Annotated in this window: 15 protein-coding genes and 1 tRNA gene; 6 read left to right on the top strand and 10 right to left on the bottom strand. The window is 64.3% G+C overall.

Features of this window, described 5'->3' with window-relative positions; all coding sequences use genetic code 11:
- Window positions 1-93: 93 nt before the first annotated feature.
- Window positions 94-753, top strand: a complete 660-nt coding sequence (gene phoU / locus AC4D2M_RS14595; protein ID WP_490892610.1) for a phosphate signaling complex protein PhoU — start codon at window positions 94-96, stop codon at window positions 751-753.
- Window positions 754-831: 78 nt separating this feature from the next.
- Here the strand turns inward: phoU and AC4D2M_RS14590 are convergent, their stop codons facing one another.
- Window positions 832-1,587, bottom strand: a complete 756-nt coding sequence (locus tag AC4D2M_RS14590; RefSeq protein ID WP_490892609.1) for a phosphoglyceromutase — start codon at window positions 1,585-1,587, stop codon at window positions 832-834.
- A gap of 80 nt (window positions 1,588-1,667) precedes the next feature.
- On the opposite strand from AC4D2M_RS14590, the gene AC4D2M_RS14585 reads away from it, so the two are divergent.
- Complete coding sequence (locus AC4D2M_RS14585) at window positions 1,668-2,465, top strand: class I SAM-dependent methyltransferase (protein ID WP_490892608.1); 798 nt, start codon at window positions 1,668-1,670, stop codon at window positions 2,463-2,465.
- Between the two features lie 36 nt (window positions 2,466-2,501).
- Here the strand turns inward: AC4D2M_RS14585 and AC4D2M_RS14580 are convergent, their stop codons facing one another.
- Together AC4D2M_RS14580 and AC4D2M_RS14575 are read right to left on the bottom strand one after the other, a co-directional pair.
- Window positions 2,502-2,822 (bottom strand): DUF2516 family protein, encoded by a 321-nt coding sequence (locus tag AC4D2M_RS14580; protein ID WP_490892607.1) that lies wholly within the window; start codon window positions 2,820-2,822, stop codon window positions 2,502-2,504.
- A gap of 9 nt (window positions 2,823-2,831) precedes the next feature.
- On the bottom strand, window positions 2,832-3,980 hold the full coding sequence (locus AC4D2M_RS14575) for a trans-sulfuration enzyme family protein (protein ID WP_490892606.1): 1,149 nt from the start codon (window positions 3,978-3,980) through the stop codon (window positions 2,832-2,834).
- Between the two features lie 198 nt (window positions 3,981-4,178).
- Here AC4D2M_RS14575 and tmk point away from each other — a divergent pair, with 198 nt between their 5' ends.
- The 4 genes from tmk to AC4D2M_RS14555 all read left to right on the top strand — a co-directional run bounded on the left by tmk (window position 4,179) and on the right by AC4D2M_RS14555 (window position 7,651).
- Window positions 4,179-4,793 carry a dTMP kinase gene (gene tmk / locus AC4D2M_RS14570; RefSeq protein WP_490892628.1) on the top strand — a complete coding sequence of 205 codons (615 nt, stop codon included), beginning with the start codon at window positions 4,179-4,181 and terminating at the stop codon, window positions 4,791-4,793.
- Window positions 4,790-5,953: a DNA polymerase III subunit delta' gene (locus tag AC4D2M_RS14565; RefSeq protein WP_490892605.1), complete on the top strand. Its 1,164-nt coding sequence runs from the start codon at window positions 4,790-4,792 to the stop codon at window positions 5,951-5,953. Before tmk ends, AC4D2M_RS14565 begins: the two co-directional genes overlap by 4 nt.
- Window positions 5,950-7,497 (top strand): alpha/beta hydrolase, encoded by a 1,548-nt coding sequence (locus AC4D2M_RS14560; RefSeq protein ID WP_490892604.1) that lies wholly within the window; start codon window positions 5,950-5,952, stop codon window positions 7,495-7,497. The genes AC4D2M_RS14565 and AC4D2M_RS14560 overlap by 4 nt, the downstream gene beginning before the upstream one ends.
- Before the next feature lie 81 nt (window positions 7,498-7,578).
- Window positions 7,579-7,651 (top strand) — tRNA-Thr (locus tag AC4D2M_RS14555).
- A gap of 39 nt (window positions 7,652-7,690) precedes the next feature.
- Here AC4D2M_RS14555 and AC4D2M_RS14550 read toward each other — a convergent pair.
- From AC4D2M_RS14550 to AC4D2M_RS14520, 7 genes are all read right to left on the bottom strand, one after another.
- Window positions 7,691-8,269 carry a hypothetical protein gene (locus AC4D2M_RS14550; protein ID WP_490892603.1) on the bottom strand — a complete coding sequence of 193 codons (579 nt, stop codon included), beginning with the start codon at window positions 8,267-8,269 and terminating at the stop codon, window positions 7,691-7,693.
- A gap of 9 nt (window positions 8,270-8,278) precedes the next feature.
- Window positions 8,279-9,427 (bottom strand): zinc-dependent alcohol dehydrogenase, encoded by a 1,149-nt coding sequence (locus AC4D2M_RS14545; protein WP_490892602.1) that lies wholly within the window; start codon window positions 9,425-9,427, stop codon window positions 8,279-8,281.
- Between the two features lie 88 nt (window positions 9,428-9,515).
- Window positions 9,516-11,417 carry an amylosucrase gene (locus AC4D2M_RS14540; RefSeq protein ID WP_490892601.1) on the bottom strand — a complete coding sequence of 634 codons (1,902 nt, stop codon included), beginning with the start codon at window positions 11,415-11,417 and terminating at the stop codon, window positions 9,516-9,518.
- A gap of 55 nt (window positions 11,418-11,472) precedes the next feature.
- Window positions 11,473-12,516 carry a lactonase family protein gene (locus AC4D2M_RS14535; protein WP_490892600.1) on the bottom strand — a complete coding sequence of 348 codons (1,044 nt, stop codon included), beginning with the start codon at window positions 12,514-12,516 and terminating at the stop codon, window positions 11,473-11,475.
- Between the two features lie 116 nt (window positions 12,517-12,632).
- On the bottom strand, window positions 12,633-13,472 hold the full coding sequence (locus AC4D2M_RS14530; RefSeq protein WP_490892599.1) for an aldo/keto reductase: 840 nt from the start codon (window positions 13,470-13,472) through the stop codon (window positions 12,633-12,635).
- Between the two features lie 65 nt (window positions 13,473-13,537).
- Window positions 13,538-13,996 carry a hypothetical protein gene (locus tag AC4D2M_RS14525; protein ID WP_490892598.1) on the bottom strand — a complete coding sequence of 153 codons (459 nt, stop codon included), beginning with the start codon at window positions 13,994-13,996 and terminating at the stop codon, window positions 13,538-13,540.
- Window positions 13,997-14,011: 15 nt separating this feature from the next.
- Complete coding sequence (locus AC4D2M_RS14520; RefSeq protein ID WP_490892597.1) at window positions 14,012-14,659, bottom strand: bacterial proteasome activator family protein; 648 nt, start codon at window positions 14,657-14,659, stop codon at window positions 14,012-14,014.
- Window positions 14,660-14,701: the final 42 nt, after the last annotated feature.

Raw genomic sequence — 14,701 nt, 5'->3', positions numbered from 1 at the left:
AAAGGCGCGTAACAGTTAAGCGGGAGCTGAAAACGTGCTGGACAGGACTGCGCATTTGCGCCCGTTCAGCACCTCAAAGGGAAAGGACGCCACGTGCGTAAGGTTTTTCAGGCGGAGCTTCACCATATCGGCGAAGAACTCATCGAGATCTCGAAGCTGGTTTCAGAGGCCATGCAGAAGGCCACTACAGCGATTGAGGGAGCGGATACCGAGCTGGCGCAGGAAGTCATCGCCGCGGATGCACGCATCGACTTCCTTCAGAACGACCTCGACGAGCGTGCCATCGACGTGCTCGCCCTCCAGGGACCGGTTGCCAGTGATCTGCGCATGATCGTCGGCGCCCTGCGGATGAGCGCGTCACTCGAGCGGATGGGCGACCTCGCCCGACACATCGCCCAGCTCGCCCGTCTTCGTTTCCCGGAGAATGTGATCCCCGAGAGCATCCGGCCCACGTTCAATGAGATGGCTCAACTGGACATCGCGATTGCAAACAAGGTCACCGAACTGCTCGAAACCCGCAATCTTGAGCTGAGCAATGAGATTTACGCGCACAACTCGCGGATCAATGAGCTGCACGCAGGAGTATTCAAGGCTGTTGCCGCCGCCGATTGGAATGCGTCCGCCCCGACCACCGTCGACGTCACGCTTGCCAGCCGCTACTTCGAGCGTTTCGCGGACCACGGCGTTTCCGTTGCCCGGAAGGTCACCTACCTTGTGACCGGGGAATGGCAGCCCAGCGCCCCACTCAACTGACACAACTGATCACCTACGACGACGGCCCGCCTCCTTCCCAGGAGGCGGGCCGTCGTCGTACGGATGTCTGCCTGGCTGTTAGTGCTTGGCTTTGCCCTGGTTGGCGACCGCTTCGATGGCGGCAGCAGCGGCGTCGGCGTCGAGGTAGGTACCACCGGCCTTGACGGGCTTGAGGTCCTCGTCCAGTTCGTACACGAGCGGGATGCCGGTAGGAATGTTGAGTGAGGCGATGTCAGCGTCGCTGATGCCGTCAAGGTGCTTGACGAGCGCGCGGAGGGAGTTACCGTGCGCAGCAATGAGCACCGTCTTGCCGGACTTGATGTCCGCGCTGATGTCGGATTCCCAGTACGGCAGGAACCGGTCAAGCACGTCCTTCAGGCACTCGGTGCGCGGCAGTTTGTCGCCGAGGTCCGCGTAGCGCGGGTCATTGGCCTGGGAGTACTCGCTGGAATCATCGAGGGGGGGCGGGGGCGTGTCATACGAGCGACGCCACTCCATGAACTGTTCCTCACCGAACTCGGCAAGCGTCTGGGCCTTGTCCTTGCCCTGCAGCGCACCGTAATGCCGCTCGTTGAGGCGCCAGTCGCGCTTCACGTCGATCCAGCTCCGGTCAGCCGCTTCCAGCGCAAGGTTTGCGGTGATGATGGCCCGCTTCTGCCGTGAGGTGTAGACGATGTCCGGCAGGATGTCATGCTCCACCAGAAGTTCGCCGCCGCGTACGGCTTCCTTTCGGCCCAGCTCCGTCAGTGCCACGTCCACCCAGCCTGTGAAAAGGTTCTTTTCATTCCACTCACTCTGGCCATGGCGCAGCAGGATCACTTTGTAAGAAGTCATGGCCCAAGTCTGCCGTATTTGGCCATGAGGGGCACGTAGCCGGCTCCGGAAGGCGGTTTCATTACCCGTAACCTTGAACGGTGCCATTACGAAAGCCCGGAAAGCCGGTGGGAGCCATCACCCGTGGCACCACCAATCCGAACAGGCTGCGGCGCATGGACCGTTGGTTGGCCGGCCCGCAGGCATGGCGTATCCGGGGAGCTGATGACCCCCTCGTTGTGGATCTGGGTTACGGCGCGACGCCGGTCACCGCCGTTGAACTCTCCACTCGCCTGGGTGCAGTGCGTAACGACGTTGAGGTTGTAGGCATAGAGATCGACCCCGAGCGCGTCCGCGCGGCCCGTGCGCTTGAACGGCCTGGCCTGAGCTTCGTGCAGGGCGGCTTCGAGTTGCCGCTGAACGGGCGACGGCCCGTCGTGGTGCGCGCATTCAATGTGCTGCGGCAGTACGGTGAGGACGAATATCTGGCGCACTGGGATCGTGTGCGCGGCGGGCTGTCGAAGAACGGGCTGTTCATTGACGGGACCTGTGACGAGATCGGGCGGCGCTCTACCTGGGCGGCAATCACCGTGGCGGGGCCGCTGTCGCTGAGTATCTCGCTGCGCTTCGGAGGGTTCGAGGTGCCCTCGGATGTGGCCGAGCGGTTGCCGAAGGCGCTGATCCACCGCAATGTTCCCGGTGAGCGGGTGTTCAATTACCTGCAGGCGCTCGACCGGGCCTGGCTTGACGCGGCACCGCTCGGCTCCTTCGGTAACCGGCAGCGCTGGATTCGCATGTGTTCTTCAATGGCCGACGCCGGGTGGCCGCTCCTCGACGGCCCTTCCCGGTGGCGTCTCGGCGAAATCACCGTCGGCTGGGAGGCAGTTTCTCCCGGGTGATTTGAACGGCCCGTATGAGTAACCAGGCTCTTTTGATTACCAGGAGCCGTAAGGTCCGCTGCCCTGCACTTCGCTGACCGCGGGCTTCACGTCCGCGAGGTAGACGCAGGCCGCGATGACGGCCGCGAGCTGCAGCAGGCCGAACAATCCCGCAGCACCCACCAGGGCGGTGAGAGCGCCGATACCGGCAGCCCCAGCGGTCATGCCCAGCCAGAAACCCTTGGTGCGCTTGAACGTTGCTTCGAAGGACGCGGGCTTGCGCTGCACGCAGTCAGCCAGCGCCCACAGTTCAATACCGAGCGCGAGAAAAGCGAGGCCCTTGAACAGCCAAAACTCGGTCCACAGCACAATTTCCACGGAATCAGCCTAACCGTTATCCGGCGTGGATGAGAGTGCCGCTTCGAGATCAGCCCAGAGATCCTCAACGTTTTCGATGCCGACGGACAGCCGGACCAGCGCCTCCGGAACCGTCTTGGGCTCGCCGGGCTGGCGCCGTCGTCGTTCGATCAGAGACTCGACGCCGCCCAGGGAAGTGGCTGGAAGCCACAGGCGGACGGCTTCAACGAGTGCGTCGGCGGCGTCCCGCCCGCCGGTCGGCTCGATGCTGATGATGCCGCCGTAACCCTTGAGCTGTGCGGTGGCGCGCTCGTGGCCGGGATCTGCGGGCAGCCCGGGGTACCGGACGCGGGCGACAGACGGATGCGCCTCAAGTCGCCGCGCAAGCTCCAGCGCGTTGGCCTGGCTGCGTTCCATCCTCAGCGCGAGGGTACGCAGTCCGCGGAGCGCGAGCCACACTTCGAACGGTCCGGCGATCGCGCCGTGCAGGGTTCTGTAGGAGGCCAACTGGTCGCGCAGTTCGGTGTTGGAGGTGACCAGCGCGCCGAGGACGACGTCGGAATGACCGGCGAGATACTTGGTGACGGAGTGCAGGACGACGTCGGCGCCGTAGTCCAGCGGCCGACACACCAGCGGTGTGTTGAAGGTGCTGTCGACCACGACGACGGCGCCCGCTGCGTGGGCAGCGTCCGTGAGGACCGCTGTCTCGGCGACTTCAAGCATGGGGTTGGTGGGACTTTCCAGCCAGAGCATGTCGGCACCGTCGAGCTGTTCCAAAACCTGGTCAGTGTCGGCGATATCCACCTGTCTGACCGTCAGGCGGCCGCGGGCCTCCTCGGCGAGCGCCAGCGAAACCGACCCACCGTATGCGTGGCGGGGGATGACCACCGCTCCCCCGGTCGGTACCAGCGACAGGGCTGCGGCCGCTGCTCCGAGTCCGGAGGCGAAAGCGAGCGCCGGCAGCGCGGCACCCTCAAGTTGGGCAAGTGCTTCCTCGAAGGGATCCCACGTGGGGTTCGACATACGCGCATAGATGCGGTCGCTCCCGGTGGGCGGTGCGGTCTCGTGGAAGGTGGATGACAGCACAATCGGCGCATTGACCGGTGAGTCGTGCTCACGGGACGGGCGGCCTGCGGCCACAGTGAGCGTATCCGGGGCAAGGTGCGCGTGCTGGGTCATTCGATCAGGTTAGTTGGTCCGGGTGGAGGTCTTTCACATCGTGCGGACAGTTATTACAGACTCCTGAACGAAAAACGGCCTCTTGTGGTCCTCTCGAATGCGGGGTGGTCCACAGGCATGAGCTTTGGGGAACGGGTAGGCAATTCAAGTCGGTAGGCTGATTCAGTGACATCTCAGAGCCCCCGCCGCACTGCTGGCATGTTCATTGCCTTTGAAGGCGGAGACAGCGCCGGCAAGTCCACACAGGCTGCGCGGCTCGCTGAGGCGCTTGAGGCCGACGGCCACAGGGTGGTGCGCACCCGCGAACCCGGCGGCACCGAGATCGGCGAGAAGTTGCGCTCCCTCGTGCTTGAGCACGGGCACGGCCACATCGACGCCCGCACAGAGGCCCTGATCTTCGCCGCCGACCGTGCCGCCCATGTGCACCAGGTGATTCTGCCTGCGCTGGTGCGCGGCGACGTCGTGATCTGCGACCGCTACATTGACTCGTCCGTGGCCTACCAGGGCGTGGGCAGGGGCCTGGGTACGGACAGCGTGCTGGACATCAACATCTGGGCCGTTGAGGGGCTGCGCCCCGATCTCACCGTGCTGCTGGACGTTGACCACGTAGAAGGGCGAGGACGTCGAAATTCAACTGCCGCGCCGGAAGACCGCATGGAATCGGAACCCGACTCCTTCCATGAGCAGATTCGGGCCGCGTTCCGGGAGCAGGCGTCGTCGAGCCCCGATCAGTACCTGGTGCTGAACGCCTCCGATCCCCGCGATGAGCTGGCACAGACTATCGCAAGCGCTGCACGGGAACGCCTCACATGAGCGTCTGGACATTCCTGACCGGCCAGGCCGCGGCCGTGGAACAGCTGCGCCGCGCCGCAGCAGCTGAGCAGCCCAACCATGCCTGGTTGTTCACCGGGCCTCCCGGCTCGGGACGTTCGAACGCCGCGCGTGCCTTCGCCGCCGCACTGCTTTGCGACCGTCCGCTGCTGGAGGAGCGCGGCTGTGGTGAGTGCAAGGCCTGCAGGACGGCGTTGGCGGGCTCGCACGCGGACGTCACCAACGTGACCACCGAGAAGGTCACCATTAGCATCGACGAGGCCCGCGAGCTGGTACGAAAGGCACAGGACAAGCCGTCGACCGGCCGCTGGCGGGTCATCATCGTCGAAGACGCCGACCGCATGCAGGAACGCAGCACCAACGTTCTCCTAAAAGCGATCGAGGAGCCTCCTCCGCGCACCATCTGGCTGCTCTGTGCGCCGAGTCCCGGCGACGTACTGGTGACCATCCGTTCCCGGTGCCGCTCCGTCAGCCTCCGCGTTCCACCGGTCGAGGCTGTGACGGACCTGCTGGTGCAGCGGGACGGAATCGACCCGGTCATTGCCGAAGCGGCCGCCCGTGCCGCCCAGAGCCACATCGGCGTGGCGAAGAGGCTCGCCACCGATGTTGACGCCCGAGAACGGCGCAACCAGATCGTGCGGCTGCCACTGAACCTGCGCAACATAGCCGGCGCCATGAAGGCTGCCGCGGATCTGGTGAAGCTTGCCGAGGCCGAAGCGCAGAGCTCCTTCGAGCAGCGGGACGCGCAGGAGAAAGCCGCGCTGCTGACCTCCCTCGGTGCCCCGGAAACCGGAACACTCCCCCCGGCCATCCGTGCACAGGTCAAGCGGCTGGAGGAGGACCAGAACCGGCGGGCCAAGCGTTCCAAGAACGATTACTTCGACCGGGCGCTCACCGACCTCACCTCGTTCTACCGGGATGTCCTCATGCTCCAGCTCGGCACGGGCGGTTATCTGGTGAACGAGCCGTTGCGGCCTGAGCTCGAGCGCTATGCACAGCACGGCACACCGGAACAGACTCTAGGCCGGATCGAGGCCATCAACAAAGTGCGTACCCGGATCGTTGGAACGAATATCGCCCCGCTGCTGGCCATCGAAGCAATGGCTGTCAGTCTCCTGCCAGAGAAGGACCTCTCCGCGTGACTCACTTCCATCCCGTGCGCCGCTCACCCCTGCGCGCGCTGGCAGGTGCTGCCGCCGTCGTTGTCGGCTTGGTGCTTTCAGGCTGTACGGCGGGTCCGGAGACCGGCGCAGTGACCGCGCCCCCTGAAGTGATCGGCGACGTCCCCGAGGATCTTCAGGAGTTCTACTCCCAGGAAGTGAGCTGGGCTGAATGCGAGGACGAACTGGCGTGCGCCACCGTGAAGGTTCCCCTGGACTACAGCGATCCCGACCGGGCATCCATTGACATCGCCGCGATCCGGCTCGATGCCTCCGGTGACGCACAGGGCTCCCTGCTGGTGAACCCCGGCGGGCCCGGCGGTTCCGGTTACAACCTGGTTCGTGATTCGGCGGACTTTCTTCTCAGCGACCGCTTGCGCCAGTCCTACGACGTAGTGGGTTTCGATCCGCGCGGCGTCAATCGGTCGTCCGCCGTGGAATGCCTGACGGACGAGGAACGCGACGAAGCGCGCACTGAGACGATTCCTCCCGAGGCCACCGACGCGGAGGCGCTGGAGATACTCGAGGCGGACTCGGCGGAGTACGCGGACCTGTGCGCCGAGCGAACCGGTGAACTGCTGGGCTACGTCGACACAATCAGCGCGGCGAAAGACATGGACATCCTGCGCGCCGTGGTGGGCGACGAGCAGCTGAACTACCTGGGCTTTTCCTACGGGACGCAGCTGGGCGCGGCCTACGCCGGACTGTTTCCTGAAAATGTGGGGCGCTTTGTCCTCGACGGAGCCGTGGACCCCTCGTTGAGTTCAGCCGAGATCACCGCGGGCCAGGTTGCCGCGTTCGACGAGGCGCTACGGAATTACGTCGCCGATTGCCAGTCGAAGAGTGACTGCCCGCTTCCCGGCGATGTGGAGGAGGGCCTGGCGGTCATCGACGGCCTCTTCGAGTCGGTTGAGGAGAGCCCGATGACCGCGGCCGACGGCCGGATGGTCACGATCGGAACCTTCTTCCAGGGCTTTGTGCTTCCGATGTACGACAGCGCGAGTTGGCCCGCTCTCACAGCCGCGATTGACAAGGCGCTGCAGGGCGATCCGTCTGAATTCCTCCGGTTCGCCGACCTCAGCGCGGAACGCCAGCCCGACGGCGAATACCTCACCAATGCGTCTGCCGCGTTCACGGCGGTGACGTGCCTCGACTACCCGCTGTCAGCAGACCCGGTGGTGATGGAGGAAGAGGCGAAAGCGCTCGAGGCGTCGTCGGCCGTGTTCGGTGAGTACCTCAGCTACGGCGCCCTGGCCTGCAAGGACTGGGCATACGAGCCGGTGCTCGAGCCCTCCCCCGCCAGTGCACCCGGCGCGCCACCCATGGTCGTCATCGGAACCACCGGTGATCCCGCGACGCCATACGAGTGGTCGCTCTCCCTCGCCGACCAACTGGAATCGGCAGTCCACGTCACGTGGGAAGGGCAGGGTCATACCGCCTACGGTCGCGCCGGCGAATGCATCGAATCGCTCGTCGATGACTTCCTGATCAACGGCACCGTGCCCGCCGACGGCGTCCGCTGCTGATTTTGACCGGTGAGCGCATGCTCTTATAGAGTTGTTCCTTGTGGAATGAGCCTTTGGGTTTTGAAGACTTTTCCGCAACCAGCCTCCTTAGCTCAGTCGGTAGAGCGTCTCACTCGTAATGAGAAGGTCGCCAGTTCGACTCTGGCAGGAGGCTCTTTTTGTGCCCTGCTCCCGGCCGCTAAGGGTCCTTCGCCTATCGGCGCCGCGCCAGCTTCCTCGCAACGAGAACGGCCGCGCCGCCCGCCGCTACCCACGGGCCCCCTACGATCAACGGATCCATCCACTGGTGGTTGATGTCCGACCGTTTCACCCCGAAACGCGATGCGATGCCGTGCCGGCGCTTCTCCGAGAGGATTCCCGTCTGGGTTACGGGGTTGTCCGGCCGCGCTGAGGCGAAGGAGCGGAGATGGCTCTCCCACGCGTCGACGCGGTCGCCGAGGATCAGGAGCAGCCAGTGGGCAGCACGCCCCTCACCGTAGGACGCATACGCATGGCGTCGAATCATCCCCGAGAGACCCGTGAGCGGGACGGACGTGCCGAAGACCGGCGGAACGATCTCATGTTCAATCGAGCGCTCACGGCCATCCCCGCCGGATTGTTGTTCGGGGAAGTCCCAGTGCGCCCCAGTGGAGAACGGGTCCAACCGCTCCTTCGGATAGGACGGCCGGTCCGCCGGGTCCAGGTCTGCGCCCCACCCAGGAATGCGCGCCCTCAGTTCCTCGCGGGTCTCACGGTCCTTGGGCTTGTTGGCGACGTAAGGCGTTGAGTGCACGGAACTCTCCTAGCTTGCGTTCGGAACGATCAGCGGCTTGATGCAGTTATCCAGCTTGGCTGAGAAGATGTGATACCCCTCCGCGATGTGCTCAAGCGGTATGCGATGGGTGACTATGTCGTTCGGCTTCAGGTAGCCGTTACGAATATGCTCCAGAAGCCTGGGCCACTGCCGTTTGACCGGGCACTGGTTCATCCGCAGCGTGAGCCCCTTGTTGACGGCGTCGCCGAACTTCACAGCACTGAAGACGGGCCCATAGGCGCCGACTACGGAGACGTTGCCGCCCTTGCGTGCCGAATCGATGGCCCAGTTGAGCGCGATGGGAGACCCGCCTTGGAGCTTGAGCTTTGACGCGGTCACGTGCTGCAGGAAGTTGCCGTCCGCCTCGGCGCCAACGGCGTCGATGACAACATCTGCACCCAGATAGTCGGTAGTCTTCTTCATCTCGACAACAATGTCGTCATATTCGTTGTAGTTGAACGTCTCGGCGTGCGCGAACGTCCGCGCCTTTTCCAGGCGGTACTCCAATTGATCGATGACGATCACCCTGCCCGCTCCCATCAGCCACGCGGACTTCGCTGCGTAGAGTCCCACCGGCCCCGCACCGAAGACGACGACGGTGTCCCCTTCCACGATGTCGCCCAGTTGGGCACCGAAATAGCCGGTGGCGAGGGCGTCGGTCATGAGGAGGGCGTCCTCATCATCCAGCCACTCCGGAATGAGCGAGGGTCCCACGTCGGCGAAGGGGACGCGGACATACTCGGCCTGGCCGCCGTCGTAACCGCCGCTGGTGTGCGAGTAACCGTAGATGCCTCCCACCGCCGTCGCATTGGGATTGACGTTGTGGCAGTTCGAGAAGAGGCCACGGGCACAGAAGTAGCAGGATCCGCAGTAGACATTGAACGGAACCATTACCCGGTCACCCGGGCTGAGGCTCTGCACCGAACTGCCCACCTTCTCAACGACGCCGATGAACTCGTGACCGAACGTTGTCCCGACACGGGTGTCCGGGATCATGCCGTGGTACAGATGCAGATCCGAACCGCAGATCGCGGCTCTGGTAACCCGAATGATGGCATCGTTCGGGTGCTCGATTGCAGGCATGTCTTTTTCCTCGACGCGGATTTTGTAAGGACCGCGGTAAACCATCGCTCGCATAGTCGCCTCACTGTGGGCTGCTCATCGGAATAGTAAGCATACTGTCGATTGAGTGAGGCCGGTAGCACCGGATGCCGTAAGCGCAGGTTCAGCTCGCCCGGGAAGCCCTCAGCCAAAGGAAACTGCGGGCAGCTAGTTCAAGGCCGGCATCAAGGTGGACCTGGACACCGGCGAGCAGGTTCGCGGCTGTGCCATGGAACCCTGACAGCGTCTCTGCCGAGACCGTCTGGGGATCATCCGCGAAGTTGGCGAGCACAAGGATCACTGTGCCGGCACCCGGCCGCTGGTACCCGAGCACATGCCGGTTTCCGGTGTGGAAGTCCACCAACCGTGTGCCCGTGAACTCCGGTGTGGTTGACCGGACAGCGATGAGCTCCTTCAATCCCGAGTACACCGCACCCTGCGGCGTGTCCGCATCCGTTCGCTTCGCATAATCCTCCGACGGATACTGCGGCCGGTGAACCCAGCGACTGTCCGCCTCATGCCCGGCTTCCGCGGTATATGCGTAGTCGTTTTCCTGGGCCACTTCATCACCGAGGTAGATCAGCGGCAGGCCGCCCGTGCTCAGGATGATGGAATGCGCGAGGAGGATCCGCTCGACAGCAGCGGCTGGTTCCTGCTCCACCCCCAGGAGCGACGCCGTTGTCCCAGAGATGCGGCAGTCGCCCGTCTTGGGGCTGTCCTGGAACGGAACGCCGTGCGCAAAACTGCCCGGGAAGCGGTTGACGTAAAAGGAGTTCAGGAACCGGCGGTGTTCAAACCCGTCGATCCCCAGCTCGGCGGCGTCTTCATCGGCGAAGGTCCAGCCGATGTCGTCATGGCTGCGCACATAGTTCACCCAGGTTGTGCCCTCGGGAAGGTCATGCCGGCGTTCGAGCGCCTGCGACAGGAGCGAGGCGTCCCGCGTGGCCAGGGCGTCCCAGATCAACGCCATCTGGAGCGGGTTGTAGGAGAGCTGGCATTCCCCCGGGTCGATGTACTCCGCCACCTGGTCCGGATGCACGATCGCCTCGGACTTGAAAAGCAGCGACGGCGCGGCCAGCCGGCATACCGCGTTGAAGGCCTGCAGGAGCAGGTGCGCCTCAGGCAGGTTCTCACAGGAGGTACCCAGCTGTTTCCAGACGAAAGCAACCGCATCCATGCGCAGAATGCTGATCCCCTGGTTTGCCAGGAAGAGCATTTCCTCCGCCATCGCCCGGAAGACCTCGGGGTTCGAATAGTTCAGGTCCCACTGGAAGCTGTGGAAGGTGGCCCAGATCCAGCGGCCGTCGTCGAGCTGGACGAAGGACCCCGGGTGATCATCGGGGAAGATCTCCCGGGTGTGGGCCTCGAACGCGTCCGGCATGGTGCGGTCGGGGAAAATCCAGTAGTAGTCGCTGTAGCGGGGATCCCCCTCCGCCGCCTTGCGGGCCCAGCTGTGCTCGTTCGAGGTGTGATTGAAGATGAAGTCGACAACCAGCTTGATGCCTTCACCGCGAAGCTCCGCGGCGAGTTCACGGAGCTCCTCCATGGTTCCCAGTTGCGGGTTCACCTCGCGGTAGCTCGACACGGCATAGCCGCCGTCGGAGTTCGGCTCCGGGGCCAGGAACAGCGGCATCAGGTGCAGGTACGTGAGTCCGAGCTCCTTGAAGTACGGGATGCGGTTCCGCACGCCGTCGAGGTTCTCCGCGTATCTGGCGACGTAGCAAACCCCACCCAGCCTTGTGTTGGACAGGAACGAGGCGGTGTCCTGTTCCTCCTCGCGGTCAAGCAGTTTCAGTTCGGGCGGACGGGTAGCCCAGGAGCGGGCGGCCGACAGGACCAGTTGGGTGAGCTGGTCCAGCCAGTCGCTTCGGTTTCCGTAGAGGGACTCGAAGAGCCGGTACAGTCTCGGGAAGTGGGCGTCGAACCGCCGGTTGAAGTCCAGCCAGTTCTGCTCATCGGACTCGGCATCCGAGCGCACAACCTCCCGTATATGGGTAAACGCGCCATACAGATCCTGATCATCCATGAATGCTCCTCCAGCCGCGGGCAACTGTGCGCTCCATCCTGTCAGACGAGACCCCTTAGCTGCTCAGGATGACGCAGGCCGGAACCGGCAGCGGGAGTGAGTGGACCTTCTCGGCGTGACCGGCGCCGTCGACACGCAGCACATCGAGAGTGGACGAGTACTGGTTCGCTAAGATCACCAAGTCCGCGGCGTCATCACTCGCGGGCACGACCGCGAAATGCCGCGGCCAGGCTCCTCCGACCGGTGTGTCCGACAGGTGAGTCAGCGTCTGCCCGTCCTCCACGGCGAAGACGGCGAGGACGTCCGGGCCCCGGGTTGCGGCGTAGAGCAGGTGGCGCGTTGCCGCAGACGCGCCCACGTCGATGTGGGACGGTTGGCTCGGCTGCCCGTCCGGCACGGAAGTGCCGAGCGCGGGCTGGCTTGAGAGGATCGCCCCGCTTCCGTCAGCGGTGACCACGTGTAGGCGCGAGTCCAGTTCGCCGATAACGACGGCGGCACCTCCCAGCGCTGCCACGTGCCGCGGCCCTGTGCCCGGCGGCAGCACCGCCACAAGGCCGTCAGGACCGGAATAGGTGAACCTGCGCAACTCGTCAGTGCCGAGGTCGCTTACCCACACCTCGCCGTTCCCGGCGTCATGAATGTAATGCGCATGCGGACCCTCCTGCCGCTCAGTATTGGGACCCGTGCCGACATTGCCGTACACCGCCGGCGCTTCGGCGGGCTCGCCGTCGTCGCTGAGTTCCAGCCGGGTGACGACACCGTCGCCATAGTTCGCGACCCAGAGCGCTTCCTGCGAAGCCAGAAGGTGGCAGGGGAAGGCGCCGCCGGTAGGCACTGAGCGCAGGCGGGTCAGATCGTGGCCGTCGACGCTGAAGGCGCTCACTTCTCCCTGCTCCGTCTCCCCCACCGCGTACAGCACACGGCCGGAAGGGTGGATCGCCAGGAAGGAGGGCGCCGTCGTCGTGATAGCGAGCTCCTCGCCGCTGAGCGCACCGCTGCGGCGGTCCAGGTTCACCCGCCAGATACCCTCCCCGGAACCGGGCTCTGCGCCGTCGACGGGGTAGGTGCCGATCATGAGCTGTACGGTGTCGTTGTCCATGGGAACCATTGTTCACACAAAAAAGCGCAGACACCGCATACGTTGAGTACAACGAATGCGGCGCCTGCGCCTTTGGGGAAAGAGCTACCGTGCGGCTATGCGCACGCTACCGACGATCAGGCGAAATCCGCGGTCGCAGGGTTGGCGCCAATACGGCCGGCCTCTCCCTTGTCGAGCCCGTTGATCGCTTCGATGTCAGCCTCAGTCAGTGAGACCTCAAGCGCACCCCAGTTCTCGATGATGCGGGACTCAGTCACCGACTTGGGGATGACGACAGAACCGAGCGCGAGGTGCCACGCCAGCACAACCTGTGCGGGAGTGGCGTTGCGCTCCTCAGCGATCCTGGCGAGAACCGGGTCTTCGAGCAGGCCCTTGCCCGATCCAAGCGGCGACCACGACTCGTGGAGGATCCCCTTGTCCGCTTCAAAGGCACGCAATTCAGCCTGGTTGAAGTACGGGTGGGTCTCGACCTGGTTGATCGCGGGCACGACGCCGGTCTCGTTGATGATTTCCTGCAGCGCTTCGACCGTGAAGTTCGAGACGCCGATGGAGTGGACACGTCCGCGCTTCTGGAGTTCAACCAGTGCCTTCCACGTGTCCACGTACTTGCCCTGCTTCGGCTGAAGCCAGTGGATGAGGTAGAGGTCGAGGGTTTCGAGACCGAGCCGCTGCATGGACTCCTCAAAGGCCTCGAGCGTGCTCTCATAGCCTTGATCGGCATTCCACAGCTTGGTCGTGATGAACAGCTCTTCGGGACTCAGGCCGGAGGCGTCAATTGCGCGGCCTACACCAGCCTCGTTGCCGTAGATCTTCGCCGTGTCGATGTGGCGGTAACCGGCCTTGAAGGCGCGCCCGACGACATCCTCTGCGGTAGCGTCGTCGACCTGCCACACGCCGTAGCCCAGCTGGGGAATGGTTTGGCCGTCGTTGAACGTCAGGTTGGGTGAGGTGCTCATGTATCCCTTTCGATGACTGATTGCTTCGTCGAACAATGCCAACTCATGCCCGGTCCCAAGTATTCCTACTGACCGGATCCTGAGAGCAAACGTTCAGCTTCGGTCACGTCCTCGGCGACTACTTCCGCCCGCCGTCGGACGTTGTCCAGCCCTGCCGAAGCGATGCCCCACCGTTCACCGTCGAGGCGGGCCATGGCCGCAGCTTCTGCTGTGGTTGCAAGCGCATTGCCGGCGCGGGACAGCGCCCGGTGCACCGCGAGAAGGGCACCCGGGATATCCAGTCCCTCGCTCGGGTGCTGTGCTTGTGCTGCCACACAGCACTCGCGCACACGTGGCAGCAACTGGGCCAGCTCGTTGGCGAGACCGGCCAGCTCGTTGTAGACGGCGTCGTCCTCCACACCTTCGAGGATCTGGTGGTAGCGGTCAAGACCGCGCCGGAAACGGTCGTGGGCGCGGCGCCATACCCCTGTGCCGAGCTCGGCATCATCCTTGCGGCCCTGCCGGGCCGCCGCAAAAAGAGCCACCTGCCCTACCTGCGCCTACAGGTATTGGCCCGGGCCGTGGGTGTCCGGTTTCTGGGCCGGACCAGGCCGTGCCCCGGGGGCACGTTTCGGTTCACCGTCTTCGCCCACGACGATGCCTGGAGCAATGACCGTGCCCGCCGGCAACTGCCGCAACTGAAGCTGCGCTGCGAGCTGCTGGTTGGCCATCTGCTGTGCTGCCAGGGCGGTCTGAATACCGTGGAAAAGTCCCTCGAGCCATCCAACCAGCTGCGCCTGGGCAACGCGTAATTCGGCGTCGGTGGGAACGGAGTCGTCGGTGAACGGCAGGTTGATCCGGTGCAGTTCCTGGACCAGCTCAGGGGCAAGTCCATCCTCGAGTTCCTGCACGGACCGCTCGTGGATCTCGGCGAGACGGCTTCGCCCGGCGTCATCCAGCGGGGCGCTGCGCACTTCCTCAAGCAACTGCTTGAGCATGGTGCCGATGCGCATGACCTTGGCGGGCTCGTCCACCAGTTCGGTCAGCTTCGTGGGCTGGCTTTTTTCACTCTGGGAGCCGCCGTCGTCCTTCTGTTCCGGGAGCCCGCGCCCTGCATCCAGTTTTCCGAGGAGGACTGGGCTCTCCTGGTGTTCCTTTGCCGCTTGCTCGGGCGTGACGGTGAAGTGCTCGGGCTGCTGTTCGGTCATAGGTTTATGCTCTCACGCCGGACTGACGCTTCGAGCGGAGCG

The sequence above is a fragment of the Arthrobacter sp. TJ-270 genome (assembly GCF_058269075.1).
The sequence above is the reverse complement of the archived record's forward strand: the minus strand, read 5'-3'. Positions and strand labels throughout refer to the sequence as shown.

What these genes read in the sequence shown, in the direction of transcription:
- AC4D2M_RS14535 (WP_490892600.1), bottom strand. Translation starts at nt 12,516, where the DNA reads ATGGACAACGACACCGTACAGCTCATGATCGGCACCTACCCCGTCGAC.
- AC4D2M_RS14545 (WP_490892602.1), bottom strand. Translation starts at nt 9,427, where the DNA reads ATGCGAGCGATGGTTTACCGCGGTCCTTACAAAATCCGCGTCGAGGAA.
- AC4D2M_RS14575 (WP_490892606.1), bottom strand. Translation starts at nt 3,980, where the DNA reads ATGACCCAGCACGCGCACCTTGCCCCGGATACGCTCACTGTGGCCGCA.
- AC4D2M_RS14540 (WP_490892601.1), bottom strand. Translation starts at nt 11,417, where the DNA reads ATGGATGATCAGGATCTGTATGGCGCGTTTACCCATATACGGGAGGTT.
- AC4D2M_RS14520 (WP_490892597.1), bottom strand. Translation starts at nt 14,659, where the DNA reads ATGACCGAACAGCAGCCCGAGCACTTCACCGTCACGCCCGAGCAAGCG.
- AC4D2M_RS14530 (WP_490892599.1), bottom strand. Translation starts at nt 13,472, where the DNA reads ATGAGCACCTCACCCAACCTGACGTTCAACGACGGCCAAACCATTCCC.
- tmk (WP_490892628.1), top strand. Translation starts at nt 4,179, where the DNA reads ATGTTCATTGCCTTTGAAGGCGGAGACAGCGCCGGCAAGTCCACACAG.
- AC4D2M_RS14590 (WP_490892609.1), bottom strand. Translation starts at nt 1,587, where the DNA reads ATGACTTCTTACAAAGTGATCCTGCTGCGCCATGGCCAGAGTGAGTGG.
- AC4D2M_RS14565 (WP_490892605.1), top strand. Translation starts at nt 4,790, where the DNA reads ATGAGCGTCTGGACATTCCTGACCGGCCAGGCCGCGGCCGTGGAACAG.